This is a genomic window from Stenotrophomonas sp. YJH_SMC_79 (genome assembly GCF_059367995.1).
On the sequence record NZ_JCAFRK010000001.1, the window covers coordinates 712,533 to 737,253 of the forward strand.

The window sequence follows — 24,721 nt, forward strand, 5'->3', positions numbered from 1 at the left end:
GCAACGTCAGGACGATTTACGGTGACAACTCGGACGTCGATTTTCTGAGTGCAGCGATTGCGAACAGCCTAAGTGATTGTCTTGCAAAGAAAAAACCGCAACCGAGGCCCGGTTGCGGTTTGCTGTCTCCCTCGGTGCATGGGTGCGTTAGCCGCGCTTGCCGAGCAGCCTGTCGGCATCCACGCCGAGGGCGTCTGCCATCGCGTCGAGCGCGTGGCCGAACGTGGGCAGGACGTAGCACCACCTGTTCCTGTGCCGCTTCGTCCCGACCTGGCGACGCTGCACCCCCAGGTCCGCCAGGATCTTGCCCAGGGCGTCGTCCGACTTCGGGGAGCGGCGCTTGTCCTTCGCGTACGCCTGGTAGGAGTCGCGCAGCGTGGAGCACAGCACGCGCGTCGGCTCGTCGCCCCAGGCCGTCGGCGCGCCCACCGCCTCGTCAGCGGGTGCGCCCTCCAGGTCGTCAGTCGGACGCTCGCCCGACTGGATCAGCGACAGCCACCACTCGTGCTCCAGGTCCAGGCCGCGGATCTTCTGGTCCGCGAGCGCCGCGCTGCTCGGCACGTTGTCGCGCGGCGCCCAGCCGTCGATGTCGCGGGCCAGCAGGTCGAACAGCATCGCCGCGAGCCCGCCGTTCTTGAGCTGGCGGTTCAGCGCGTTGAAGAAGTCCTTGTCCCCGCGCCTGCTGTCGTTCACCTCGAACACCGCGAAGCGCCGCTCGTCCCCGAGGCCCGCGGGGACCACCCAGTCGTTGTTGGATGCCATCACGATGTGCACCAGGTTCTTGCCCATCACGGCGTCGCGGCCCTTGCCCTCGTAGGCGATGGTCGGCTCGGTGACGAGCTGCTTCAGCTTGGACTCGCCTGCCTTGTCGCCCGCCCAGAACGCCTCGTCGGCGAACAGGCACACGCAGTTCTGCAGGTGCGAGTTGAACCGCCCGACCAGGTGCTCCGGCGAGCTGATGTGCAGGCCGTGCGATCCGGCCAGTGCGGCGAGTGCGCGGCCGAGGGTTCCCTTGCCGGTGCCCTTCTTTCCCTTGAAGCAGAGTGCGACCTCGGCCACCTCGGCGGGACGCTGCACCATGTGCGCCATCCAGTCCATGACGTACTCGAAGTGGCCGCGGTCACCGTCCACCAGCACGTCGAGGATGAGCTGGCGCAGCAGCGACCAGTCGCCCTTCTTCGGCTGCACGGACCAGCCGCGCCACAGGTTGAGCCAGCCGTCGTGGTTCTGGCTCGGGTCGAAGATGACCCCGTGGTACTGCCGGCGCCTCGGGTGCTTCAGCCAGAAGTGCGCCTTTGGCTGGGGCTTCTCGTTCGGGCGCTCGACGAGCTGGTTGAGGTAAAGGTTCTGGAAGTCCTCCTTGGTGGATCGCTGGAAGAACGGGCGGTTGAGGACGGGGTCGCGCTCCTCGGTGAACACCCTGAACTTGCCGCCCTCCATCACGACGCAGTGCTTCTCGTTGAGCTCGTCGATCACGGCCTCGATGCCCGTCGCCTTCGGCGGCTCGCGCAGCGCCGCGTCGTCCACGCCACGGCCGAGCTCGGAGGGGTCCTCGTACGCGTCGAAGTCGTCGACTGCGTCGGCCACTGCGACGTGGCCGCCCGCCTCCTGGACGACCTTGTGCAGCAGCCTCGCGGTGATGGGCCTCCCGCCCTTGCCTGCGGTGGCGTGCAGCGAGTCCCACCGGCGGCCGATGACCCACGCGTCGTCCTGGTACTTCGGGTCCTGCGTGCTCCAGTCGATGAACTCCTGACGTCCCTCGCCTGCGGTGGCGTGGTGGCAGGCCATCATCAGGTCGCGCCACCTGTCGTGGTCCTGGAAGGCCTCGGCGTCGAGCTGCTCCAGCGTATCGGCCAGCATCTCGGGCGTCAGCTCGCCGAGGCCCGCGGCCTCGCCGTGCGCCCGCGTCGGCCTGCGGATCAGGCGCAGCAGCGTGTCGGGTACCTGCGGCGCCTCCTCGGGGAAAGGTGCCAGGTCATCCCACTCGTATCGCCTGCCGTTCGGGTGGACCGACCCCGGCGCGACGACCTGCCTGCCATGGCTCTTGAACTCCACGCCGGGGTAGTCCTCCAGGCTGTCGAGCACCTGCACGTCGGCGGGCTTCCTGAACCAGAAGTGGTGCCCACCGGAACCTGTCAGCGTGTGCGGGCACGCTGACAGGTCCAGCCGCGCGTCCCGCGCCAGATCGGCCAGCGGGTCGCGTCCGGCGACGTTGTCGGGGTCGTCCTTCCCGCCGAAGTTGCGCGGGTCCACGTCCAGCACCATCCAGGTCGGTGGCAGGCGCACGCCGACGTTGCGGCCGTCGCGTCGGGCCTGCTCCAGCACCTCGCGGCTGTCGTAGTCCCTGGCCTGCCAGGCACCGTCGCGCGGGGTCTTCCCGCGGTCGCGGCCCCTCGCGTCCTTGGCGTCCCACCTGTGCAGCGGGATCAGCGTGAGGCCCGCGCGGATCAGACCGTCGACGTCGAACGATGGCGTCGGGCCGGAGGACCCCGCGGCATCATTGACCCCGTGAGTCCTGGACAGCTCACTCCTCTGGTCAGTCGTAACCTTGCGCCCGCCTTGCACGCGGGCGTTTTCTTTCGCGCCCATGGTCAGCCCTCCGGGTTCGCGCCGCGGCGCTTCATGTGGGCACGCAGGTCGCCCATCCGGTAGCGGACTGTGCGAGAGCCGACGACGTGGTGCGGCGGGTGATTCTCGGGGCGCTGGGTGCGGTTCCACGCCATGGTGCGCGGCGTCAGCCGCAGGAAGGCGGCGGCCTCGGTGCTCGTGACGACGGCGTCGTCGGGCAGTGCGTGCAGCGCCGCGAGCTCCTGCGGCGTGAGGGTCTTGGGTTCGTAAGGCTTCATGGTGGCATCCTCGTCAGCCGTTCCCGCAGCGACGACATGTCGCCGGGGACATCCGCGGCCTTTCTCCGCAGATAGGGCCCTTGTCTCCGTTGTCATCCGGAGGGGGCCTCGGCTTTTCTTGCCACCGAAAGCACTTCTGACCGTCAGGGCTATCACCGACGATCCTCGGGTCAGTTGCTGGCCCGATTGACTCGAATACTACCGACTAAACCATGCCAAAAACACCATTACATTGTCAGTCTTCTCAGGTGGCTCCGTGTCGCGTCCGGACGACCTCGGGCTGCTCAGCACCAAGGCCGAAGCCGCCGGAAGCGACACGGTCCACCTGGTGAGACCGTGCGGCTATTCCTTGAGCCGCGGCGGCCACGATCCGGGCTCGTGGACCATGCCCAGCGCGTCGAGGATGTAGGCCGACGCCTTCTCCTGATGCTCGCGCAGGTGGTCGAGCGAGGGGTGCAGGTAGCCCATGGTCACGCCACCGCTGGACGCACTGTGGTTCAGCAGGAACTTCAACTCCAGCAGCGGGATGCCCGCCTGCAATGCCAGCGACGCATAGGCATGGCGGAGCGCGTGCCCCGTCAGGCCGTCCAGCTCGGGCTGCTGCACCTCGGCGACGTGCCCACTCCTGCTGTCCGAAGGAAACAGCCACGGGCTCCTTCGATTGATCGCGGGGTTGGCGGCGGCTCTGTGGACGACGAGGTCAGCCAGCGCAGACGACAGCGGCAGGTCGAATGCTCGTGCTGCGCCACCCTTGGGTGATGGAACGTGCAGCGCGAGCCCATCGTCGCTGGCGTGTTCCATCCGCGCCTCGCACGCCGCCGTGCGCCGCATCCCCGACAGCATCATGAAGAGGTTGAGGTCGCGCCTCACCGGCGACAGTCCGAGCACCGCCTTGCCCCACGCCTTGAGTCGATCCGCATCGACGTCCACCTTCCTGCGTTTCTGGCCGTGGAAGTCCACGTTCATCGCCGGGTTCGCGGGCAGGTCCGGGTGCTCGCGCAGGCCTCGGTTGTAGACGGCGCGGAAGATGCGGAACACCGCGTCCGCGGTGGTGGCACCGTTCTTCTTGGTGATGCGCGCATGGCGCTCTCGGACGCTGGCGCGATCCGCACCGAGCTCGGCCAGCGGCCTTTCGAGCCAGTCGGGCAGGTACTGATCGCAGTTGTAGCGGTAGCCCTCGACGGTCTTCGCCGACAGCTTCTTCGCCGCGATGTGCAGGTCCAGCGCCTGCCTGAGCGTCATGCCCCGCGCACGCGCCTTCCTGCGTTCCTCGGTCGGGTTGACGCCCGCACGCATGGCGACCAGCGTCTTGGCGGCAAGTGCCCTCGCGTCCTTCGCCGCAAGCGCGGGGTGCTCCCCGATCTTGGTCCGCACCTGCCGCCCGCGCACGAGGCTCTGCGTGTAGTACGAGCGCTTGGTGCTGGAGACGATCAGGTAGAAGCCCCGCAGCTCGGGGTCGGCGTACAAGGCCGTGCGGCCACGCTCCACCGGCGGCGCCCGCTCGACGAGCGCCTGAGTGATCTTCGCTTTCATGGGTTGGTTCCTCGACGTTTGCGACACCGTCTGAACACGGTTCTTGCGCACAACAACGCCAAGCTGTGCACGCTCAAACCCTCAGACTCGACGCCATCATGTCGAGCAATTTCAACCGTGTAAGCGCGTTTTTGCCCCGAAAATCAAATCATGGCAAAGCGCGCTCGTGCCGTCTGTTAATCAGGGGGTCGTTGGTTCGAGTCCAACTTCGGGCGCCAGATACTGCAGAAGCCGCGAGAAATCGCGGCTTTTGTCTTTTTGGTCTGTCAGCAGGGGAGGGTGCGGTCGACACGCTCGCTGCGGATGCGGCCGCCGTTGTTGATGACCAACCTGCCATGCAGCCGGTTTCCTGCGCAGATGCGTAGTGTCAGATTGGCGCCGGGACTGCGGCCATCAGGCTGGAAGAAGAGCAACGGCCGTCCACTGCTGGCCTGGGCGACGATCGCGATGTCGGTCCGGCCCTGGTGGTGGGTCAGGATGTCCTCGGCGGATGCCGGTGTCCCACGGTGCCTGCCGCTGCGATAGATGATCCACCCGGCGCTCCAGTCGCGGGAGCACTGCTCACCGTCGTCGCTGGCGCACAGCCCGATCAGTTCGCGGCGCTTCAGGGCCTCGCTTCGGGCGCTGGAAAGACTGGCATGCAGGGCCAGTTGCAGGGCGTCGGCGCGATGCCGCAACAGCAGCGGATGCAGGGCTGGCCAACCCACGGCCACCAGAACGGCAAGGACGGCGATCACCACCAGCATCTCGACCAGATGCATGCCGCGTGGCGCCGAACGATCGGGACGGGGGATGCGGTGCATGGCTTCAAGCCTCGCGCCCCGGCGGCAGTGCCGCCATCAGGCACCGCCGCGCCGGCCTGCCCGGAAACCCCTCAGCCGGCCGTCACCCCTTGCCCCGTATACTTGTCCTTCCCGGGAACTGGCAACACCATGAGCGACCGTTTCGAACTCGTCTCGCCGTATTCGCCGGCGGGCGACCAGCCTGATGCCATCGCGAAGCTGACCAGCAACTTCGAAGCGGGCATCGCCAAGCAGACCCTGCTGGGCGTCACCGGCTCGGGCAAGACCTACACCATCGCCAACGTCATCCAGAACGTGCAGAAGCCGACGCTGATCATGGCGCCGAACAAGACGCTGGCGGCGCAGCTGTATGGTGAGTTCAAGGCGTTCTTCCCGCACAACGCGGTCGAGTATTTCGTCAGCTACTACGACTACTACCAGCCGGAGGCCTACGTGCCTTCGTCGGACACCTTCATCGAGAAGGACAGTTCGATCAACGAGCACATCGAGCAGATGCGGCTGGCCGCGACCAAGACTCTGCTGTCGCGCCCGGATGCGATCGTGGTGGCCACGGTGTCGGCGATCTATGGCCTGGGTGCGCCCGAGGACTACCTGTCGCTGCGCCTGATCCTGTCCAAGGGCGAGCGCATCGACCAGCGCGACCTGATCAATCACCTCACCCAGCTGCAGTACACGCGCAACGAGTACGAGCTTCAGCGTGGCACGTTCCGCGTGCGTGGCGAAGTGATCGACGTGTTCCCGGCCGAGTCGGACAGCGAGGCGCTGCGCATCGAGCTGTTCGACGGCGAGGTCGAGAAGATCACCATGTTCGACCCGCTCACCGGTGAGACGATGCGCAACATGCAGCGTTTCACCGTCTACCCCAAGACCCACTACGCCACCACCCGCGAGCGCGTGCTGGCCGCGGTGGAAACCATCAAGGTGGAGTTGAAGGAGCGGCTTGAGCAGTTGTACGCGGAAAACAAGCTGGTCGAAGCGCAGCGCCTGGCGCAGCGCACCCAGTTCGACATCGAGATGATGGCCGAGGTCGGGTTCTGCAACGGCATCGAGAACTACTCGCGGCACCTGACCGGCAAGAACGCCGGCGAACCGCCACCGACGCTGTTCGACTACCTGCCACCGGACGCGCTGCTGGTCATCGACGAATCGCACGTGACCATTCCGCAGATCGGTGCCATGTTCAAGGGTGATCGCTCGCGAAAGGAAACCCTGGTCGAGTTCGGCTTCCGCCTGCCGTCGGCACTGGACAACCGACCGCTGCGTTTCGAGGAGTGGGAGGAGCGCTGCCCGCGCGCGATCTACGTGTCCGCCACGCCAGGCCCGTACGAGTACCGCGAGGCCGGCGACGAGATCACCGAACTGGTGGTGCGCCCGACAGGCCTGATCGATCCGGTGGTGGAAATCCGCCCGGTGGGCACCCAGGTCGACGACCTGATGAGCGAGGCCAATGCGCGCATCAAGGCGGGTGACCGTGTGCTGGTCACCACGCTGACCAAGCGCATGGCCGAGAACCTCACCGAATACCTGACCGAACACGGCATCCGCGTGCGCTACCTGCACTCGGACGTGGACACGGTCGAGCGCGTGGAGATCATCCGCGACCTGCGCCTGGGCAAGTTCGATGTGCTGGTGGGCATCAACCTGCTGCGCGAGGGCCTGGACATGCCCGAGGTGTCGCTGGTGGCGATCCTCGACGCCGACAAGGAAGGCTTCCTGCGCTCCACCGGATCGCTGATCCAGACCATCGGCCGCGCCGCCCGCAACGTGCGCGGCAAGGCGATCCTGTATGCGGACAAGGTGACCCGCTCGATGCAGGCAGCGATCGACGAGACCGACCGCCGCCGCGCCAAGCAGGTCGAGTACAACGAAGAACATGGCATCGTGCCGCGCTCGGTCGCGCGCCCGATCGTCGACGTCCTCGAAGGCGCGCGTTCGGACGCCGCAGAGAAGGAGGCCAAGAAGGGCAAGGGCAAGGGCAGGGCGGGTGTTGCCGAGGAAGGAGCCGATTACCGTTCGCTCGGCCCGGCCCAGCTGGCGGCCCGTCTCAAGGCGCTGGAACAGCAGATGTACCAGCACGCCAAGGACCTGGAATTCGAGGATGCCGCACGCGTGCGTGACCAGATCCGGCAGCTGAAGGAAGCGAGTCTGGGCTGAACGCGGCGGTGCAGCATCTTCTTCACAAAAGTGTTGCGCTTCACGGCCGGCATCCGTAATATACGCGGCCTGCACCGACGCAATCGCGGACGTTCAGAAGCAAAAAACGGGCGGTTAGCTCAGCGGTAGAGCACTACCTTGACATGGTAGGGGTCACAGGTTCGAACCCTGTACCGCCCACCACGAAGTCTCCGGAAGGGGGCTGTCGTGAACTGAAGAGCCCGGCCCTGGCGCCGGGTTTTTACGTAGCAGGGCCAGCTTTCGGGCGGCAAGAACAAGATGGGCGGTTAGCTCAGCGGTAGAGCACTACCTTGACATGGTAGGGGTCACAGGTTCGAACCCTGTACCGCCCACCACCTGGCTCCCGGCATTGCCGGTGCAGCGGTGGATCACGATGAAAGCCGGCCCTGGGCCGGCTTTTTCGTTTGCGACGGTCGCCGGCGCCCCAGAGTCAGCGCTGGGCAACCCATTCGTCGATGCTGATCATGCGCTGCAGCCGCCAGTGGCCGTCCACGCGTTCCCAGACCTGCGCGAAGCGTGCTGAACCGGCCTGATGCTGCTGGCCGCCTGCAGGCAGGCGCTGGTTACCCACGCGCAGCACGCGGTCCTGGCGCAACCGATACAACTGCAGGGCCGTCGGCTCCGGTGTCTGGTCATGCGCTGGGGACATGGCCGCATGCCCGGTGTCGGCCTGCAGGATCTGGCTGCGCAGGGAGGCATCCCCGGCGTCGGGATCGCGGCCGAACAGGCCAGCGCACAACAGCAGCAGGGCAAGCATCGGCATGGCACGGTGCTCCGGAGAAGGGAATCCAGCGTGGCACTGCCCCCTGCGGTGTGAAACCGGTATGCGACGAAAGCCGGTAAAGCGCGCGTCAAGTCGCTGCGGGAAGGATGAATCCGGGCCGGGAAGTGCCGGGCCGCGCTTCAAGGCGGCCCGGCGTGGTGGGTCACTGCGGGGTGGCCCGGTCATGGCCGCGGCGCTGGCTCAGCTCCGCGGCGGGTGAGGCAGGTCAGCGATGCCGACCCCATGCGCGGATCCGGTTACAGCGGGTCGCAGCACAGCAGCTGGCCGTGCTTGCCAGCGTTACCGAACGGGCACTGCGGGTGCGGTTCGCAGCCCGGTGCATATCCGGTCTTGGGCGAGACGGCGAAGGCCTGGCTGGCGCCGAAGGCCATGGCCGCGACAACGACGATACCGGCGACGGACGAAAGCACTTTCTTTCCGATCATGTGTATCTCCTTGGTTGGCGTTGTGGAGTTGCAGTTGCCGAAGGCACGGGAGTGCCGGTTGTGGCGCGAATGCAGTAACAGGGCGCCGCGACGTGATGCGCGGCATGCGGGATCAGGGCAGCGCCGGCTTCGGTGCGAGCGACGCCACGGCGGCCTGCACGACCTGGGCGTCGAGCTGGCCGACATGCTTGTAGGCAACGCGGCCATCGGCGGCCAGCACCATCAGCATCGGCGTGACGGTGGCGCGATAACGCGTGGACGCAGCGGCTTCGTTGTCGATGGCGATCGGGAAACGCAGTGCATGCTTGCCGGCGTAGTCCGCCAGCTGGTCGTATGGCGGCAGGCCGACACCGACCAGTTCGCTGTTGCCGCGGGCCGCGGCGATCTGTTGCAGCTGCGGTACCGAGGCCAGGCAGTAGCGGCATGCAGTGGAGAAGAAATAGAGGATCTGCGGAACCTCGCGCGCACCGCCGATATCGACGAAGGTCTGCTGCGTGGTGCGCAGCGCCAGTGCATCCGGGCGACTGCCCAGCTCGAGGCCATGTGCTTCAAGGCGCATGTCCTGCAGCTGCGTGGCCATCTGCTCGTTGATCTGCCGCAGCTGGCGGTTCTGCCATCCGAGCGCGATGACCAGCACGGACAGCAGCAGGGCGACAACAGGGAGCAGGACGCGCTTGAGCATCGATCATCCTTGAACGCAGCGTTGGGTTGAACATACCCGAACTGGCGCGGAGGGTGTTAAGCGGATGTTCCCGGCACATCCGCCGACGGCGCACCTGTACTAGAGTGGTGCCCGCACAGACATGCGTGCATTCCCTCCACCCATCACCAGGATCTTTCACCCATGAGCGATCATGTGCCGGTTTCCAGGCCCAATCCGTTCTTTGAACTGCTGTTCGGCGGCAATATGCTGGAAGGTACGTTCAAGGCGGTGATCTGGGTCGCCCTGTTGTCCGCTGTGCTGGCCTGGACCACGTTCCGCTGAGCGGGTGCGCGGTGCTGCGGCACCGTTGCCGATGGCCTGTGCTCAGGCGCTGAAGGCCTGGCGCAGGCTGCGCAGGGTGGCCTGCCGATGCTCCTTCGCGCTGGCCTCGCCCATCTCAAGTTCCTGCAGGCGCAATCCCACCAGCGTCATCGACAACGCATAGCCGCGTGCCGCATCGGCAGCACGCGAAAGGCCCAGTGCGCGGCGCGTCAGCGCGTTCACGTGTTCCAGGTCGGGCAGCAGCCCCAGGTAGGCGCGCTCGGCGCTGTCCAGGTCCGGGGCACGCAGGATCGCGTGCGCTTCAGCAGCAGGGGAGACGGAGGCCATGGGGGGTCCTTGTCCGTTGCGGGCGCTCGATCAGAACGAGCGCATCAGGGAAACGAAGGCCGACGTCTGCGTACCGCGACGGGCCATCGGGCTGTCCTTTACGGCATCGCCGAACCACTGGTTGGCGACGACGCCGGTCGCGCGCCACTTCGTGCCCAGGGGCGTGCTGACCGCGATCTGCAGGCTCGGTGATGTCGCGCTGCCCGGGTTGTAGGCGGCCAGTCCCGAGCGCAGCGCTTCTTCGTCGGTGATGCCGTAGTAGTAGTCGAGCAGGCGCGCACTGGAGTGCACTACGCCGACCTTGGGCACCCAGGTGAAGCGACCGGCCTGGATCGGATAGCTGTAGTGCAGGCGCGCCTCCATGCCACCTCCGTGCCCGGTGACCTCGCGCATCACGCTGGCCTCGACGATGCCCCAGTCGGCGCTGTATTCACCATTGATGCCGGCCATGGCGGACATCTGCCGGCTGTGCAGGCGACGCAGCTGAGGATCGTTCACGTCGTCGGTCTTGAAGCGCAGCGTGTAGGGCGTGACCGCCGCCGACAGGCGCAGGCCCTCGCGCTTGTACAGGTACATGCCTAGCGAGCCGGGGCTGGCGAAGAAGCGCTCGCCCTGCCAGGCAATGGACGGCACGACCAGCGGCTTGACGTCGTAGTGGGCGTACGCCCCTGAGGTCGCGCCGGCACTGATACCGGCCTGCACCCCGGGGTTCTGGTCGGCGGCGTGGGCGATCAACGGCAGGCCGATGGCAGCGGAGAACAGCAACGGGCGCAGCAGGGTCGGGGACAGCGACGGCATCGATCAGCCACTTTGCGGGGGATGGCTGTGCATGGTGGGGGCACAACATTGTCAGAACATTGCGCCTTGGCAATCGGCACGCGAAGGCGCCCAAACCCGGCGCCAGGCACTATGATCGGCACCGTTTCCGGTAGCCGAGCCCCTGATGCGCATCCTCCTGGTCGAAGACGATCCCGATCTGTCCCGTGCCCTGCAATCGGGCCTGGAGCGGCAGGGCGTGGTCGCCGACGTGGTCGGCAGCCTGGCCGAAGCTGCGGTCGCGCTGCGTGAGCCGGTGCACCAGCTGATGCTGCTCGACCGCCAGCTGCCCGATGGCGATGGCGTGGCTTTCGTCGCCACCGCGCGTGCGCTGCGCCCGAACCTGGCGGTGATCATGCTGACCGCCAAGGGCACGCTGTCGGACAAGGTCGAGGGCCTGGATGTCGGTGCCGATGACTACCTGGTGAAGCCGGTGGCGATCGAGGAGCTGATGGCGCGGATCCGGGCTGTCTCGCGGCGACCTTCGGCGATGGTGACGCCAAGCCTGCATCTGGGCCGGCTGGAATTCGACTTCGAATCGCTGCAGGCGCAGGTGGAGGGCCAGCTGCTGGCGCTGCCCCGGCGCCAGGTGCTGGTGCTGCAGGCGCTGGCGATGCGCCAGGGGCGCACGGTCACCCGCAGCGCACTGGAGGCGGCGGTGTACGGTTTTGATGATGAGATCCAGTCCAATGCGCTCGATGCGCACATTTCCAAGCTGCGCAAGGCGCTGCAGCAGGCCGGGGCCGGTGTGGAGATCCACGTGATCCGCGGCGTCGGCTACCTGCTGGCGGAGGCCTGAGATGGCCCGTCCGATCCGCTCCATCACGCTTGGCCTGGCCTGGCGCCTGTTCCTTGCACAAGCCTTCACCGTGCTGTTCGCGGTGGTCGCGCTGATCCTGACCTGGGGTGACAAGGACACCTGGGGCATGGACATGTTCATGGCCGAGGCAGTGGCCAAGGCGGTGCACAGCGAGGGTGGCCGGTTGGTGCTGGACCAGGCGCGCTGGGAAAAACTCGATGCCAGTGCAGGCGGCAACCTCTGGTTCGCGGCAGTCGACGACAAGGGAGGCTGGCTGGAGCGCGGCACGATTCCGGCGATCCACGCGCCGCTGCTGGCGCGGTTGCCGACGCTGGGCGCGACCGAACTCGGTTCGCTGGTGCCGCCGTACCTGGATGTGGCGCGGGTGATGATCCGCAACGAGGATGGGCGGCGCATCACGGTGATGGTGGGCGGGGCACCGAAGGGCGGGCTGCTGGATGGCGCGCTGATGGTGCTGCGCCTGATCGGCCTGTGGTTCTTCCTGCCGTTGATCGTGGTGACGCTGCTGGTGATGCCGACGGTGATCCATCGCGCGATGCGCGGCGTGCGCCGCTCCGCGCAGCAGGCCAAGGAACTGGACATCGGCCAGCCGGGCGCGCGGCTGGATGCGCAGCTGGTGTCGACCGAGGTCGCACCACTGGTGGAAGCGTTCAACGATGCGATCGACAAGGTGCAGCAGGGCTATGCAGCGCGCGACAAGTTCCTCGCCGATGCCGCGCATGAGCTGCGCGTACCGATCGCGGTGGTGCAGGCGCGCCTGTCGCAGCTGCCGCAGGGTGAACTGAAATCGCAGTTGCTGACCGATGTCGCCCGCCTCGGTAACGTGGCCGAGCACCTGCTCGACCTGCAGCGGCTCGATCGCAATGTTGGCGCGCTGCAGCGGCTGGACCTGGCGTTGCTGGTGCGCGAGGCGGCCGCCGATCTGGCGCCGCTGGTGGTCGGTGCCGGTTATGGCTTCGAGGTGGATGCGCCCGAGATGCCGGTGTGGATCCATGGTGACAGCCTGGCGCTGGGGCGGGTGATCGCCAACCTGGTGCACAACGCCATCGTCCACGGCGGCGGGCGCGGCACCATCTGCGTGCGCCTGGATGCACGTGGCCTGCTGGAGGTCAGCGACCAGGGCGCCGGCATTCCGGTCGGTGACCGCGAAGCGATCTTCGAGCCCTTCCACCGCCTGCGTGCTGCCGGCAGCGGCAGCGGCCTGGGCCTGCACCTGGTGAAGGAAATCGTGCAGCACCACGGTGGCTCGGTCAGCGTGGGTGAAGCGGCTGGCGGCGGCGCCAGTTTCAGGGTCAATTTCCACCGCGGCACCGTACGGCGCTGACAGCGACGCGAGGAAAGGCCCGATAGGCAGCCTGCCACCTCCGGCGGCAGGCTGGGGGAATGGCTCCCGAACAATCCGCCCCGGCCCTGTTTGGCCCCGGCTGCGCCGCCGGCCTGGTGCTGGGGGCGCTGGCCTGCGTGCAGATGCCGATGTTGCTGCCGCTGTGGCTGAGCGCGCCGATGGCAGTCGCCGGCGCCAGCGGCTGGCTGCTGCGCTGGCGCGGCCGTGCGTGGGCCGCGACCTTGCTCGGCCTGGCATGGGCAACACTGCACGGGCACTGGGTCCTGCACGGCCAGCTTGTGCCCGGCGCGCCGCCGCAGGATGTGCAGGTGCGGGGCCGGGTTGCCGACCTTCCGCAGCGTGGGCCGGGCTACACGCGTTTCGTGTTGCACGTCGAAGAGGCCGACGCGCTGCCAGCGCTGCGTGGCAAGCGCCTGCAGGTGACCTGGAACGATCCGTGGCGCGGGCCTCCACAACGTGGCCTGGGCGCTGGACGCCATGCGGTTCGCGCCGGGGCGTACTGGGAACTGTCGTTGCGCGTGCGGGCGCCGCGTTCACGGATCAATCCCGGTGGCTTCGATGGCGAACGCCACGCCGTGCTGCGGGGCATCTCCGGCAATGCCTCGGTGCGTGATCCGGCCAGCGCGCGCGAGTGGCTGCCGGCGCGGGGCCTGCAGGCCTGGCGGGAACGCAGCAGTGCCGCGATCGCCGTGCAGGTGGCACATCCTGCCGCACGGTTCGTGCAGGCGTTGGCACTGGGCGATACCCGTGGTCTGTCCGATGCCGACTGGGAACACCTGCGCGCGTTGGGCCTGACCCATCTGGTCGCCATTTCCGGTTTCCACGTGGGCGTGGTCGCTGGCTTCGGCGTGCTGCTGTGCCGCCTGTCGTGGTGGCTGTGCCCGCTGCTGGGACGGTACTGGCCGCGGCCGCAGGCGGCCACATGGGGAGCGGCACTGGCCGCAGCCACCTATGCCGTAGCGGCCGGTGGTGCACTGCCGACGGTGCGCGCGGCGCTGATGATCGGGCTGGTCGCACTGGCCAGGGCCGGGCGTCGCCCGGTTGGTGCAGGGCAGGGGCTGGCGTTGGCCGCGATGGTGATGCTGTTGCCGGCGCCGCTGTCGGTGCTCTCGGCCGGGTTCTGGCTGAGCTTCGGTGGCGTGCTGTGGTTGCTCTGGTGCCTGCCGAGGACGGGGCCGGAGGGCATCGGTGGTGGGCTGCGCGGGTTCCTTGCCGCGCAGGGTGTTGCCAGCCTCGGCCTGCTGCCGCTGTGCGTTGCCTTGTTCGGCGGGACCGCGCGGTTGGGGCCGCTGGTCAATCTGCCGATCATCCCGTGGTGGACAATGCTGGTTGTTCCGCTGTCGCTGCTCGGTACCGGCCTGCACGTGCTGCATGACGGCGCGGGGCGTTGGGCCTGGCGCGCCGCGGCCTGGCTGTTCGAGCTCAGCTGGGAGGCCCTGCAGCCGTTGGCGCTGCATCCGCAGGCGATGTGGTGGCTGGCCGAGGCGCCGCGCTGGGCGGTACCGGTGGCCTTGCTGGGGGTGTTCTGGTGGCTGCTGCCGCGCGGCGCCGGCGGTGGCCTCGCTGGCCTGCTGTTGTGCCTGCCGCTGCTGTGGCTGGCCCGGCATGCCCCTGCCGAGGGCGAACTGGAGCTGCTGGTGCACGATGTCGGCCAGGGCACGGCGGTGCTGGTGCGCACGGCCCGGCACGCGCTCTGGTACGACGTTGGGCCACCGACCGGTGGTGACGGCAACGAGCGGATCCTGATTCCGGCGTTGCGTGCGCTCGGTCAGGGGCCGCCGCAGCAGGCGATGCTCAGCCATGACCACCTGGATCACACCGGCAGCCTGCCCGGCCTGCGCCGGCAGCTGGCCGGGCTGCAACTGCTGGCGCCGCCCGGCAGCGCCATCGCCGGGGCTGCCCCGTGCCAGCAGGGGACGCGCTGGCAGTGGGATGGGGTCGATTTCCAGGTCCTGCACCCCGCGCCGGGCAGCCGGCAAGCCGAAAACGAGGACAGCTGCGTGCTGCGCATTGCCAGCCGCCACGGCGTGGTGCTGCTTCCCGGCGACATTGGTCGCCCGGCCGAGGCGGCGCTGCTGCAGGGGTATCCGCACGCGCTGAAGGCGGACGTGGTACTGGTGCCGCACCATGGCAGCGGCGGCAGCTCCAGTGCGCCGTGGGTCGCGGCGGTGGCGCCGCGGCTGGCGGTGGTCTCTGCCGGGCACCGGAACCGCTTCGGCCACCCGCGCCAGGAGGTGGTCCAGCGCTGGCAGGCGCAAGGCGCGGAAGTGCTGGCCACGGCCGACTCCGGGGCGATCCGCGTATGGCTTGGCGCACAAGGCCTGCAGCTGCGTGAACAGCGCATCCATGCATCCCGGTGGTGGGATGCCGCTGGGCGGGCGCGGTCGGCTGCTATCCTATCGCCGATCGAACAAGCGGCCGTTGGGCCGGAGGGTTGAAACGTGTGGGAACTGGTCAAGGCCGGTGGCTGGCCGATGGTGCCGCTGCTGCTGTTGGGCGTACTGGCTTTGGCGATCATCCTGGAGCGTTTCTGGTCCCTTCGGCGGACTGAAGTGCTGCCGCCCGGCCTCGGCCAGGAAGTGCGCAACTGGGCCGCTCGCGGCAAGCTCGACCCGGCCCACCTGCAGACCCTGCGGGCGAATTCGCCGCTGGGCGCGCTGCTGGCTGCCGCACTGGAAGCCCGCAACCGCCCGCGCGACCAGATCCGCGAGCGCATCGAAGACACCGGCCGCCACCTGGTGCACCGCATGGAGCGTTTCCTGAACGCACTGGGCACCATTGCCTCGGCCGGCCCGATGCTGGGCCTGCTCGGCACGGTGATCGGCATGATCCAGATGTTCCTGGGCATCCTCGACCACGGCGTGGGCGACGTGAACCAGCTGGCTGGCGGCATCGGCAAGGCGCTGGTGTGCACGGCCACCGGCATGATCGTGGCGATCCCGGCGCTGATGTTCCATCGCTACTTCAAGGGCCGCATCCACGGCTACGTGGTGGAGATGGAGCAGGAAGCCAGCGCCCTGCTGGATACGCTCGATGGCCGCCCCGGGGTGATGAACCCGGCCCCGGCCGCGCGCCAGGCCGGCGCCGCCACGGCGAAGGCCTGATCGATGCGTATCGGCAACGACCGATCCCAGGATGAGCCGCATATCGACCTGGTGCCGCTGATCGACGTCATCCTGGTGCTGATCATCTTCTTCGTGGTCACCACCACCTTCGACGCGCGTTCTACGCTGCAGGTGCAGCTGCCGACCGCAAGCCAGCAGCAGACCAACGAGCCGCCACGCTCGCTCAGCGTGCTGATCAACGCCGAAGGCCGTTACTTCATCAATGACCAGGAAGTGCTGCGCAGCGACGTCGAGTCGGTCAAGCAGACCATCGCCGCCGTGGCCGGCAGCGATCGCGAGCAGACCGTGCTGCTGCGCGCCGACGCGCGCACTCCCTACCAGGCCGTGGTGACCGCGCAGGATGCGCTGGGTCAGCTCGGTTTCCGCCGTATTGCCATTGCAACAGCACCCGAGGTGCGTCCATGAGTTCCAATCACGCGCCGGTGTGGCCGATCTACAAACGTCTGCTGGGGTACACCCGCGCCTACTGGGTGTTCATGGTGGCCGCGGTCATCGCCATGGTGGTCGAAGCCCTGGCGGGCTACCACTTCACCAAGTTGATGGAGCCGCTGGTCAACCGTGGTTTCGTCAACCCGGAACCGCGCATGGCGGTGATCCTGCCGCTGACCATCCTCGGCCTGTTCCTGATGCGCAGCCTCGCCACCTGGGTGAGCGACTACGCGCTGGCCAAGACCGGCCGCAGCGTGGTGCGTGACCTGCGCGAACAGGTGCTGGCCAAGTACCTGCACCTGCCATCCTCGCACTTCGATACCGAAGCGACGCCGGTGATGGTCAGCCGCCTGAACTTCGACACCGAGCAGGTCACCCAGGCCAGCGCCGACGCACTCAAGACCGTGGTGGCCGACACTCTGACCATCATCGCCATGCTGGCGGTAATGCTGCAGATGAGCGTGAAGGTCACCGTGGCCATGCTGGTGGTGGTGCCGCTGATCGGCGTGATCGTGTCCTACGTGGGCAAGCGCTACCGCCGCATCAGCCGCGGCATCCAGGACGGCATGGGTTCGATGGCGCAGACCGCCGAACAGTCGCTGGCGGCGCAGCAGGAAGTGAAGGTGCACGGCACCCAGCAGCATGAGATCTCGCGCTACTCGCGCCTGGCCAACCGCATGCTGTCGCTGAACATGAAGGTGGAAGTCACCCGTGCGGCGGCGTCCAGCGTGGTGCAGTTCCTGGCCGCACTGGCGCTGGCGGTGATCGTCTGGGTATCGACCCGCGAAGCGCTGGCCGGTCGCCTCAACGCCGGCCAGTTCATGGGCCTGATGACCTCGATGATGGCCATCATTCCTTCGCTGCGCCGCCTGACCAGCGTGCAGACCTCGATCTCGCGCGGTGTGGCCGCCGCAGAGCGCCTGTTCGGCATCCTCGACATGCAGGTCGAGCGTGACGAGGGCCGCAACAGCGTGCAGCGCGTGCGCGGCGAGCTGGCCTTCGACCACGTCATGCTGCGCTACCGCGAGGACAGCGGCATTGCCCTGGACGACATCAGTTTCGTGGCGAAGCCGGGCACGGTCACCGCCATCGTGGGTCGTTCCGGCAGTGGCAAGACCAGCCTGATCCGGCTGGTGCCGCGCTTCTACGAGCCCAGCGGTGGTGTCATCACCCTCGATGGCGTCGCGCTGGATGACTATCCGTTGGCCGACCTGCGTCGCCAGGTGGCGATGGTCGGGCAGAAGGTCATGCTGTTCGATGACACCATCGCGGCCAACATCGCCTATGGCATGGAAGCGAGCGAGGAGCAGATCCGTGCGGCGGCCGAAGCGGCCAATGCGTGGGAGTTCATCGCGCGCATGCCGCAGCAGCTGCAGACCCCGGTCGGCGAGAACGGTGCACTGCTGTCCGGCGGCCAGCGCCAGCGCCTGGCGATCGCCCGCGCGATCCTGCGTGACGCGCCGATCCTGATCCTCGACGAAGCCACTGCGGCGCTGGACAACGAGTCCGAGCGACTGGTGCAGGATGCGCTGCAGCGCCTGATGCCCGAACGCACCACGCTGGTCATCGCGCACCGCCTGTCGACCATCGAGCATGCCGACCTGGTGCTGGTGATGGACCACGGCCGCATCGTTGAGCGGGGTACCCACAAGGAGCTGCTTGCCATGGGTGGCCTGTACCAGCATCTGCACAGCATGCAGTTCCGCGAAAGGCAGGACTGATGGCTGGCAAGGGTACCCAGACCCCGCCGTACTGGTACGACGGCAGCCCGGTTCCGTGGGCGATGCGCCTGCTGGCGCCGCTGTATGCCGGCGTCACCGCGCTGCGCCGCCGCGCTTATCGGCGGGGATGGCGCAAGCGCTACGCGCTGCCGGTGCCGGTCATCGTGGTTGGCAACATCACCGCCGGCGGCACCGGCAAGACGCCGCTGACCATTGCCCTGGTCGAGCGCCTGCGTGCGGCCGGCTGGAAGCCGGGCGTCGCGAGCCGTGGCTATGGCCGCGAAGACGCCGACAAGCCGCTGTGGGTGCAGGCCGACACGCCGACCGCCAAGGGCGGTGACGAACCGGTGCTGATCGCCTGGAAGACCGGCGTGCCGGTGCGCGTGGACCGTGACCGGGTTGCCGCAGGCAAGGCACTGATCCAGGCCGGATGCGATGTGATCGTCTGCGATGACGGCCTGCAGCACTACCGGCTGGCGCGCGACATCGAGATCGAAGTGGTCGATGCCCAGCGTCGCTACGGCAACGGCCGGATGATTCCTGCCGGACCGCTGCGCGAGCCGATCAGCCGTGCCAGCGAGTGCGACTTCCGCGTGGTGAATCTCGGCCAGGCCGATGAGGAATCTGCGGCCCAGGCCTGCGGTTTCGGCCAGTGGCCGATGGCCCTGCACATCGACAGCGCGCAGCCGCTGGCCGGTGGCCGCGCGCGCCCGTTGTCGTACTTCAAGGGCCAGCGTGTTCACGCGGTGGCCGGCATCGCCCATCCACAGCGCTTCTTCGACATGCTGCGCGCGCGTGGCATCGGCGTGGTGCCGCATGCCTTCGCCGACCACCAGGCCTACCAGCCGCAGGACCTGTCCTTCGGCAGCCAGCTGCCGGTGCTGATGACCGAGAAGGATGCGGTGAAATGCCGCGCATTCGGCAACGATTGGCATTACGCGGTGCCGTTGCGTGCCGAGCTGCCTGCCGCGTTCTGGGTGGCGCTGACTGACCGCCTGGACAAGCTGCGACCGAACTGAGTGGCGCGGTGGCGCTTGCATTCACGCGCCACCGGCCGCATCCCCGTTGTAACGAGCCTGCCGAGTATCGCCCCATGACTGAATTCGTTGTCGCCATCCCGGCCCGCTATGCCGCCTCGCGGCTGCCGGGCAAGCCGCTGCGTCTGCTGGGTGGTGAGCCGCTGGTGCTGCACGTGGCGCGCCGCGCGCTGCAGGCAGGCGCTGGCGAGGTATGGGTCGCTACCGACGATCAACGCATTGCCGACGCGCTGTCCGGGCTGGCCGAGGTGAAGGTAGCGATGACCGCCACATCGCATGCGTCCGGTACCGACCGCCTGGCCGAATGTGCGCGTATCGCCGGCTGGGCAGACGACACCGTGGTGGTCAACCTGCAGGGGGACGAACCGTTCGCGCCTGCGGCCGGCATCCGTGCGGTGGCCGAAGCGCTGGTCGGCGGCAACGCGCCCATGTCGACCCTGGCCACCTCCGTCGAGGACGCGCAGACGCTGTTCGACCCGAACGTGGTCAAGCTGGTGCGCAACGTGCGCAACCAGGCGATGTACTTCAGCCGCGCACCGATCGCCTGGCACCGCGATGGTTTCGCGCGCAGCCGCGACACGCTGCCGGAAGGGCATGCCTGGCTGCGCCACATCGGCATCTACGGCTACCGCGCCGGTTTCCTGCAGCAGTTCGCGGCGATGCCCCCGGGCCAGCTCGAGCAGGTCGAATCGCTGGAGCAGCTGCGCGTGCTGGAAGCGGGCCATCCGATCAGTGTGGCGATCTCGCCGGAACCGTTCCCGCCCGGCATCGACACGCCCGAAGATCTGGAACGCGCTGAAGCGCTGCTGCAGGCGCTGGCCGCGCGATGAGGCTGCTGGTCGTCTGCCTCGGCAACATCTGCCGTTCGCCGATGGCCGAGGGTGCGCTCCGCGCACGCCTGGACGCTTCGCCGCTGGCGGGGCGGGTGCAGGTCGATTCGGCCGGCACCGGCGACTGGCATGTCGGCGAGCCACCGGACCGGCGCGCGATCGCCTGTGCGGCCGGGCATGGCGTGGACATCGGCGGCCTGCGTGCGCGCCAGCTGCAAGCCGCTGATTTCGACCGCTTCGACTGGATCCTGTGCGCCGACGAGGCGAACCTGCGGGACGCCGGCCGCCTGGCCACGCCTGCGCAGCGTGAGCGGCTGGCGCTGTATCTGCCCTGGTCGGGCGGGGAGGGGCGGGTGGCGATCCCCGATCCCTATACCGGCGGCAGCGATCACTTCGAGCAGGTCTGGACGCTGGTCGACAATGCTGCAAAACGTGCAGTGGCACGACTGTTGCATGACGCCGACTCCGGCATAATCGGGCCATGAACGTCCAGCCCGTCCCGGACCTGCCCGAGTTCGCCACCTGGCTCAACGCCGCCCCCTGCACCCTGACCGAACTGCGCGGTCGGCCGGTGGCGCTGTTGTTCGTCAACGCCGCCTCTGCCTGGAGCGCGCAGCGCCTGGCCGAATTCGGTCAATGGCTGTCGCGTCACCCCGGCATGCTGCAACCGCTGGTGTTGCAGGTACCCCGTTTCGATTTCGAGCGTGACGCCGGCGCCGCACTGAAACTGCTGCGTCGCCAAGGGCTGTCAATGCCGGTCCTGCTCGATGCCGACTGGGATGGTTGGCGTCGCTTCGGCGTCACATCATGGCCGACCGTGGTGCTGCTGGATGCGCAGGGGCGCGAACAGCAACGGCTTGTCGGGCTGGGTGCTCCGGGAGACCTTGAGCGCGCGTTGAATGCGCTGTGCCACGGCGCGCCGTCGGCACCGCCGCGCGGCGGTACCGAGCTGCACCCGGAGCCGCGGCAGGCACTGCGTTTTCCGCTGGGCCTGGCGGTCAGCACCGAACGCCTGTACATCGCCGACAGTGGCCATCACCGCATCCTCGAATGCAGCCACGGCGGGCGCATCCTGCGCCAGTTCGGGTTGGGGACGGCCGATTTCATGGACGGCAACCTCGCCGAAGCGGCGTTCCATCGTCCGCAGGCGCTGGTGCTGGAGCGCGACGCGCTGTACGTGGCCGACACCGGCAACCATGCTGTGCGCCGCATCAACCTGCTGACCGGCATCGTCGACACGCTGTGCGGCAATGGCCGCCCCGGCGCGCCGGTGGAGGGCCCGGTAGCGCAGGCGCGGCAGGTCTCGCTGGACCACCCGGTCGGTCTGGCCATCGCCGATAACCAGCTGCACATCGCCATGGCCGGCGACAACCGCATCTGGAGCTACCACCTCGGGCAGCGCAGCCTGCAATGGCGCGCTGGCAGCGGTGCCATCGACGAGCGTGATGGCAGCGGCCATCTGGCTGCGTTCGCGCAGCCGACCGCACTGGCCGTGGTGCAGCAGGTGCTGTACGTGGCCGATGCGCTGGGCTCCTCGATCCGTGCACTGCAGCTGCGTGGGGATCTGGTGCAGACGCTGGTCGGGCAGGGCCCCTGGCGTTTCGGCGATGAAGATGGCCCACGCGCGCAGGCCAGCCTGCAGTTCCCACAGGCGATCGCGCTGAGTCCGGATGCACCGCTGCTGTGGATTGCCGATACCGGTAATGGCCGCCTGCGCACGCTGCGCCTGGGCGGTGGCGAACTGACGACCCAGCCGCTGCCGCGCCGCCTGCATGGCCCGGCCGGACTGGCCGTGGGTGCCGGTGCGGTATGGATCGCCGAGACCGACGCCCACACCGTGCTGCGATTCGACCCCGAAAGCGGCGTGCTCAGCGAAGTGCCGATCAGCGAATGACCGACGTTCCCGCCCCGGCCTTCGACGGCAAGGCCTTCGCGGCCCAGCTCAGTACCGCCCCCGGTGTGTATCGCATGTACGCTGCCGACGACACCCTGCTGTATGTCGGCAAGGCGCGTGCGCTGCGCAACCGTGTCGGCAGCTATTTCAACGGCAGCCCGAAGAATGCGCGGATCATGTCGATGATCTCGCAGATCGTGCGCATGGACGTGACCGTCACGCGCTCGGAAGCCGAAGCGCTGCTGCTGGAAAACCAGCTGATCAAGTCGCTGTCGCCGCGTTACAACGTCTCGCTGCGCGACGACAAGACCTATCCGCATGTGCTGCTGACCCGCGAGGACTGGCCCCGCATCGCCCTGCATCGCGGCCCGCGTGCCATTCCCGGGCGCTATTTCGGGCCGTATCCCGGCGTCACTGCGGTGCGCGAAACGCTGAACCTGATGCACAAGCTGTTCAAGCTGCGCAGCTGCGAGGACAGCGTGTTCCGCAACCGCTCGCGGCCGTGCCTGCAGTACCAGATCGGCCGTTGCAGCGCGCCCTGCGTGGAGCTGGTGGCGCCTGCCGAGTACGCTGAATCGGTGCGCCGCGCCGCGCTGTTCCTGGAAGGCAAGAGCGACGAGCTGACCCGTGAACTGGGCGAGCAGATGCAGGCCGCCAGCGAGGCGCTGGAGTTCGAACAGGCCGCGCGCCTGCGTGACCTGATTTCCTCGCTGCGCAGCATGCAGACCCGCCAGTATGTGGACGGCCGTGCCGCCGACCTGGACGTGCTGGCAGTGGCCATGCAGGGCTCGCAGGCCTGCGTGCTGCTGCTGGCCTTCCGTGATGGCCGCAACCTCGGTACCCGCCCGTTCTTTCCGCGTACCAATGGCGAGGAGAGCCCGGAGGAAGTGCTGGCCGCGTTCGTCTCGCAGTACTACATCGAATTCGAGCCGCCGCGCGAGATCCTGCTGGACCGCGAGATTCCCGACGCCGACCTGCTGGTCGCCGCGCTGTCGGCCTCGGCCGAGCGCAAGGTGCAGCTGAAGTGGAACGTGCGCGGCGAGCGTGCCGGCTACGTGGAGCTGGCCAGCCGCAACGCGCAGCTGACCCTGGCCACCGAACTCAACAGCCGCAACGCGCAGCACGCGCGCAGCGATGCATTGCGCGACATGCTGGGTCTTGCCGAGCCGGTCAAGCGTGTCGAATGTTTCGATATCAGCCACACCCTGGGCGAGGCCACCGTGGCGTCGTGTGTAGTGTTCGACGCGGCAGGCCCGGTGCGCGCGCAGTACCGCCGCTTCAACATCAGTGGCATCGAGCCGGGCGACGACTATGCCGCCATGCGCCAGGCCATCGACCGCCGCTTCCGCCGTGCGGTGGAAGAGCAGGGCGTGCTGCCGGACGTGCTGCTGATCGACGGTGGCGCCGGCCAGTTGGCGCAGGCCCAGGCCGCTCTGGCCGACCTGGGCGTGGAAGGCGTGCTGCTGGTGGGCGTGGCCAAGGGCGTGGAGCGCCGCGCGGGCCACGAAGCGCTGGTGATGCCCGATGGCCGCGAGCTGCGCCCGGGCGCGGCCAACCCGGCGCTGCAGTTCATCCAGCAGGTGCGCGACGAGGCGCACCGCTTCGCCATCACCGGCCACCGCGGCCGCCGCCAGAAGGCACGGATGACCAGCAAGCTGGAGGACATCCCCGGCATCGGGCCGCGCCGACGCGCCAGCCTGCTCAAGCATTTCGGGGGCCTGGTGGGGCTGAAAGCCGCTGGCGAAGCGGAAATCGCCAAGGTGGAAGGCATCAATGACGCCCTCGCGGCACGTATCTACGCTAACCTGCACGGGTTGGCCACGCCTGATGCGGCCGAGTAGAGAGAGAAGCACGCAAGCATGAAGTTGACCCTGCCCACCTGGCTGACGTTGTTGCGGATCGTGATGATCCCGGTGCTGGTGCTGGTGTTCTACCTGCCCTACACCTGGACCAACTTCGCTTCGGCGGCGATCTTCGGCCTGGCCGCGATCACTGACTGGCTCGATGGCTGGATCGCACGCCGTTACCAGCTGGAGTCGGCCTTCGGCGCCTTCCTCGACCCGGTCGCGGACAAGCTGATGGTGGCAGTGGCGCTGTTCCTGATCGTGCAGGGCCACCCGACGCCGTGGATGGCGTTCTGGGCGGCGGTCATCGTCGGTCGTGAGATTGCAGTATCGGCGCTGCGCGAGTGGATGGCCGAGCTGGGCCAGCGCGCCAAGGTGCGCGTGGCGATGATCGGCAAGGTCAAGACCACCGCGCAGATGGTCGCGCTGCTGTGCCTGCTGTACTCGGTGGCCCCGAACGTGCCGGTGGAAGACATCTGGATGGGCTGGCCGGTGTTCCATATCGGCGACTGGACCCTGGCCATTGCCGCGGTGCTGACCCTGTGGTCGGGCCTGCAGTACCTGCACGCCGCCTGGCCGAGCCTGCGCGATGACGAGCGCGCCGCGCGTGAGCGTGCGCGGCAGAAGAAGCTGGGCAACTGAGCGCCGGGGTCGGATCCCTTTCCGAAGCAAGGGGCTCTGACGCCATCGATGCTGGCATCCACGCATGGCGTGGATCTACTGGAAATGCTGCATCCACGGATGATGCGGATCCATCGGTTTGCGGGGATGCTGTAGTAGATCCACGCCATGCGTGGATACGCGGCGCCAGGCATCCCGCATTCCCTGAAAAAAAGCGCTTGACGCGCTCCTGGGAATAGGTAGAATTTCGCCTCCCAAGCGGGAATAGCTCAGTTGGTAGAGCGCAACCTTGCCAAGGTTGAGGTCGCGAGTTCGAGTCTCGTTTCCCGCTCCAGATTCAAGAAAAACGCTCCCGGAAGGG

23 protein-coding genes and 3 tRNA genes are annotated in these 24,721 nt (G+C 67.9%); 17 read left to right on the forward strand and 9 right to left on the reverse strand.

The features are described 5' to 3' along the window. Positions 1-147: 147 nt before the first annotated feature. The 4 genes from AC5P57_RS03425 to AC5P57_RS03440 all read right to left on the reverse strand — a co-directional run bounded on the left by AC5P57_RS03425 (position 148) and on the right by AC5P57_RS03440 (position 5,182). Positions 148-2,589, reverse strand: coding sequence for a bifunctional DNA primase/polymerase (locus tag AC5P57_RS03425; protein WP_313033862.1), 2,442 nt, complete (start codon positions 2,587-2,589; stop codon positions 148-150). Between the two features lie 2 nt (positions 2,590-2,591). Further along, positions 2,592-2,846, reverse strand: a complete 255-nt coding sequence (locus tag AC5P57_RS03430) for a helix-turn-helix transcriptional regulator (protein ID WP_253078664.1) — start codon at positions 2,844-2,846, stop codon at positions 2,592-2,594. 342 nt (positions 2,847-3,188) lie between these two features. Next, complete coding sequence (locus AC5P57_RS03435; protein WP_253078663.1) at positions 3,189-4,379, reverse strand: tyrosine-type recombinase/integrase; 1,191 nt, start codon at positions 4,377-4,379, stop codon at positions 3,189-3,191. A gap of 266 nt (positions 4,380-4,645) precedes the next feature. After that, the gene (locus AC5P57_RS03440) at positions 4,646-5,182 is read right to left on the reverse strand and encodes a GspH/FimT family protein (RefSeq protein WP_430542894.1); all 537 of its coding nucleotides are present in this window, start codon (positions 5,180-5,182) and stop codon (positions 4,646-4,648) included. Positions 5,183-5,311: 129 nt separating this feature from the next. Here AC5P57_RS03440 and uvrB point away from each other — a divergent pair, with 129 nt between their 5' ends. From uvrB to AC5P57_RS03455, 3 genes are all read left to right on the forward strand, one after another. Continuing rightward, positions 5,312-7,336, forward strand: coding sequence for an excinuclease ABC subunit UvrB (gene uvrB, locus AC5P57_RS03445; protein ID WP_099552690.1), 2,025 nt, complete (start codon positions 5,312-5,314; stop codon positions 7,334-7,336). A gap of 108 nt (positions 7,337-7,444) precedes the next feature. Then, a tRNA-Val gene (locus AC5P57_RS03450) sits at positions 7,445-7,519 on the forward strand. Positions 7,520-7,617: 98 nt separating this feature from the next. Beyond that, positions 7,618-7,692: transfer RNA gene (locus AC5P57_RS03455), tRNA-Val, on the forward strand. Between the two features lie 95 nt (positions 7,693-7,787). On the opposite strand, the gene AC5P57_RS03460 is transcribed toward AC5P57_RS03455, so the two are convergent. The 3 genes from AC5P57_RS03460 to AC5P57_RS03470 all read right to left on the reverse strand — a co-directional run bounded on the left by AC5P57_RS03460 (position 7,788) and on the right by AC5P57_RS03470 (position 9,248). After that, positions 7,788-8,120: a hypothetical protein gene (locus AC5P57_RS03460; RefSeq protein ID WP_262236267.1), complete on the reverse strand. Its 333-nt coding sequence runs from the start codon at positions 8,118-8,120 to the stop codon at positions 7,788-7,790. A gap of 257 nt (positions 8,121-8,377) precedes the next feature. After that, entirely contained in the window at positions 8,378-8,566 is a 189-nt protein-coding gene (locus AC5P57_RS03465; RefSeq protein WP_005408865.1) for a hypothetical protein, read from the reverse strand. A gap of 112 nt (positions 8,567-8,678) precedes the next feature. Next, a complete protein-coding gene (locus tag AC5P57_RS03470) occupies positions 8,679-9,248 on the reverse strand; it encodes a TlpA family protein disulfide reductase (RefSeq protein WP_142807655.1) in 570 nt (189 codons plus the stop codon). Between the two features lie 162 nt (positions 9,249-9,410). On the opposite strand from AC5P57_RS03470, the gene AC5P57_RS03475 reads away from it, so the two are divergent. Continuing rightward, positions 9,411-9,551: a hypothetical protein gene (locus tag AC5P57_RS03475; RefSeq protein ID WP_005408867.1), complete on the forward strand. Its 141-nt coding sequence runs from the start codon at positions 9,411-9,413 to the stop codon at positions 9,549-9,551. 42 nt (positions 9,552-9,593) lie between these two features. On the opposite strand, the gene AC5P57_RS03480 is transcribed toward AC5P57_RS03475, so the two are convergent. Together AC5P57_RS03480 and AC5P57_RS03485 are read right to left on the reverse strand one after the other, a co-directional pair. Next, positions 9,594-9,878, reverse strand: coding sequence for a hypothetical protein (locus tag AC5P57_RS03480; RefSeq protein WP_088025549.1), 285 nt, complete (start codon positions 9,876-9,878; stop codon positions 9,594-9,596). A 30-nt stretch (positions 9,879-9,908) separates the two neighbouring features. Next, positions 9,909-10,676, reverse strand: coding sequence for a MipA/OmpV family protein (locus tag AC5P57_RS03485; protein WP_142807656.1), 768 nt, complete (start codon positions 10,674-10,676; stop codon positions 9,909-9,911). A 145-nt stretch (positions 10,677-10,821) separates the two neighbouring features. Here AC5P57_RS03485 and AC5P57_RS03490 point away from each other — a divergent pair, with 145 nt between their 5' ends. The 13 genes from AC5P57_RS03490 to AC5P57_RS03550 all read left to right on the forward strand — a co-directional run bounded on the left by AC5P57_RS03490 (position 10,822) and on the right by AC5P57_RS03550 (position 24,694). Further along, positions 10,822-11,493, forward strand: a complete 672-nt coding sequence (locus AC5P57_RS03490; protein WP_057503598.1) for a response regulator transcription factor — start codon at positions 10,822-10,824, stop codon at positions 11,491-11,493. A gap of 1 nt (position 11,494) precedes the next feature. Next, positions 11,495-12,838 (forward strand): sensor histidine kinase, encoded by a 1,344-nt coding sequence (locus tag AC5P57_RS03495; RefSeq protein ID WP_142807657.1) that lies wholly within the window; start codon positions 11,495-11,497, stop codon positions 12,836-12,838. A 59-nt stretch (positions 12,839-12,897) separates the two neighbouring features. Then, positions 12,898-15,297 carry a DNA internalization-related competence protein ComEC/Rec2 gene (locus AC5P57_RS03500; RefSeq protein WP_262236268.1) on the forward strand — a complete coding sequence of 800 codons (2,400 nt, stop codon included), beginning with the start codon at positions 12,898-12,900 and terminating at the stop codon, positions 15,295-15,297. A gap of 3 nt (positions 15,298-15,300) precedes the next feature. After that, entirely contained in the window at positions 15,301-15,963 is a 663-nt protein-coding gene (locus AC5P57_RS03505) for a MotA/TolQ/ExbB proton channel family protein (RefSeq protein WP_495219428.1), read from the forward strand. A gap of 3 nt (positions 15,964-15,966) precedes the next feature. Beyond that, complete coding sequence (locus AC5P57_RS03510) at positions 15,967-16,389, forward strand: ExbD/TolR family protein (RefSeq protein ID WP_004152323.1); 423 nt, start codon at positions 15,967-15,969, stop codon at positions 16,387-16,389. Then, a complete protein-coding gene (gene msbA, locus AC5P57_RS03515) occupies positions 16,386-18,134 on the forward strand; it encodes a lipid A export permease/ATP-binding protein MsbA (RefSeq protein ID WP_099552684.1) in 1,749 nt (582 codons plus the stop codon). Before AC5P57_RS03510 ends, msbA begins: the two co-directional genes overlap by 4 nt. Next, entirely contained in the window at positions 18,134-19,153 is a 1,020-nt protein-coding gene (lpxK, locus tag AC5P57_RS03520) for a tetraacyldisaccharide 4'-kinase (RefSeq protein WP_262236270.1), read from the forward strand. Before msbA ends, lpxK begins: the two co-directional genes overlap by 1 nt. Before the next feature lie 74 nt (positions 19,154-19,227). Then, the gene (gene kdsB / locus AC5P57_RS03525; RefSeq protein WP_262236271.1) at positions 19,228-20,001 is read left to right on the forward strand and encodes a 3-deoxy-manno-octulosonate cytidylyltransferase; all 774 of its coding nucleotides are present in this window, start codon (positions 19,228-19,230) and stop codon (positions 19,999-20,001) included. Continuing rightward, the gene (locus AC5P57_RS03530; RefSeq protein ID WP_142807660.1) at positions 19,998-20,486 is read left to right on the forward strand and encodes a low molecular weight protein-tyrosine-phosphatase; all 489 of its coding nucleotides are present in this window, start codon (positions 19,998-20,000) and stop codon (positions 20,484-20,486) included. Before kdsB ends, AC5P57_RS03530 begins: the two co-directional genes overlap by 4 nt. Next, the gene (locus AC5P57_RS03535) at positions 20,483-21,895 is read left to right on the forward strand and encodes a hypothetical protein (protein ID WP_099552680.1); all 1,413 of its coding nucleotides are present in this window, start codon (positions 20,483-20,485) and stop codon (positions 21,893-21,895) included. The genes AC5P57_RS03530 and AC5P57_RS03535 overlap by 4 nt, the downstream gene beginning before the upstream one ends. Then, positions 21,892-23,736, forward strand: coding sequence for an excinuclease ABC subunit UvrC (uvrC, locus tag AC5P57_RS03540; RefSeq protein ID WP_099552679.1), 1,845 nt, complete (start codon positions 21,892-21,894; stop codon positions 23,734-23,736). Before AC5P57_RS03535 ends, uvrC begins: the two co-directional genes overlap by 4 nt. An 18-nt stretch (positions 23,737-23,754) precedes the next feature. Beyond that, positions 23,755-24,381, forward strand: a complete 627-nt coding sequence (gene pgsA, locus AC5P57_RS03545) for a CDP-diacylglycerol--glycerol-3-phosphate 3-phosphatidyltransferase (RefSeq protein WP_012510614.1) — start codon at positions 23,755-23,757, stop codon at positions 24,379-24,381. 237 nt (positions 24,382-24,618) lie between these two features. Then, a tRNA-Gly gene (locus tag AC5P57_RS03550) sits at positions 24,619-24,694 on the forward strand. Positions 24,695-24,721 lie beyond the last annotated feature (27 nt).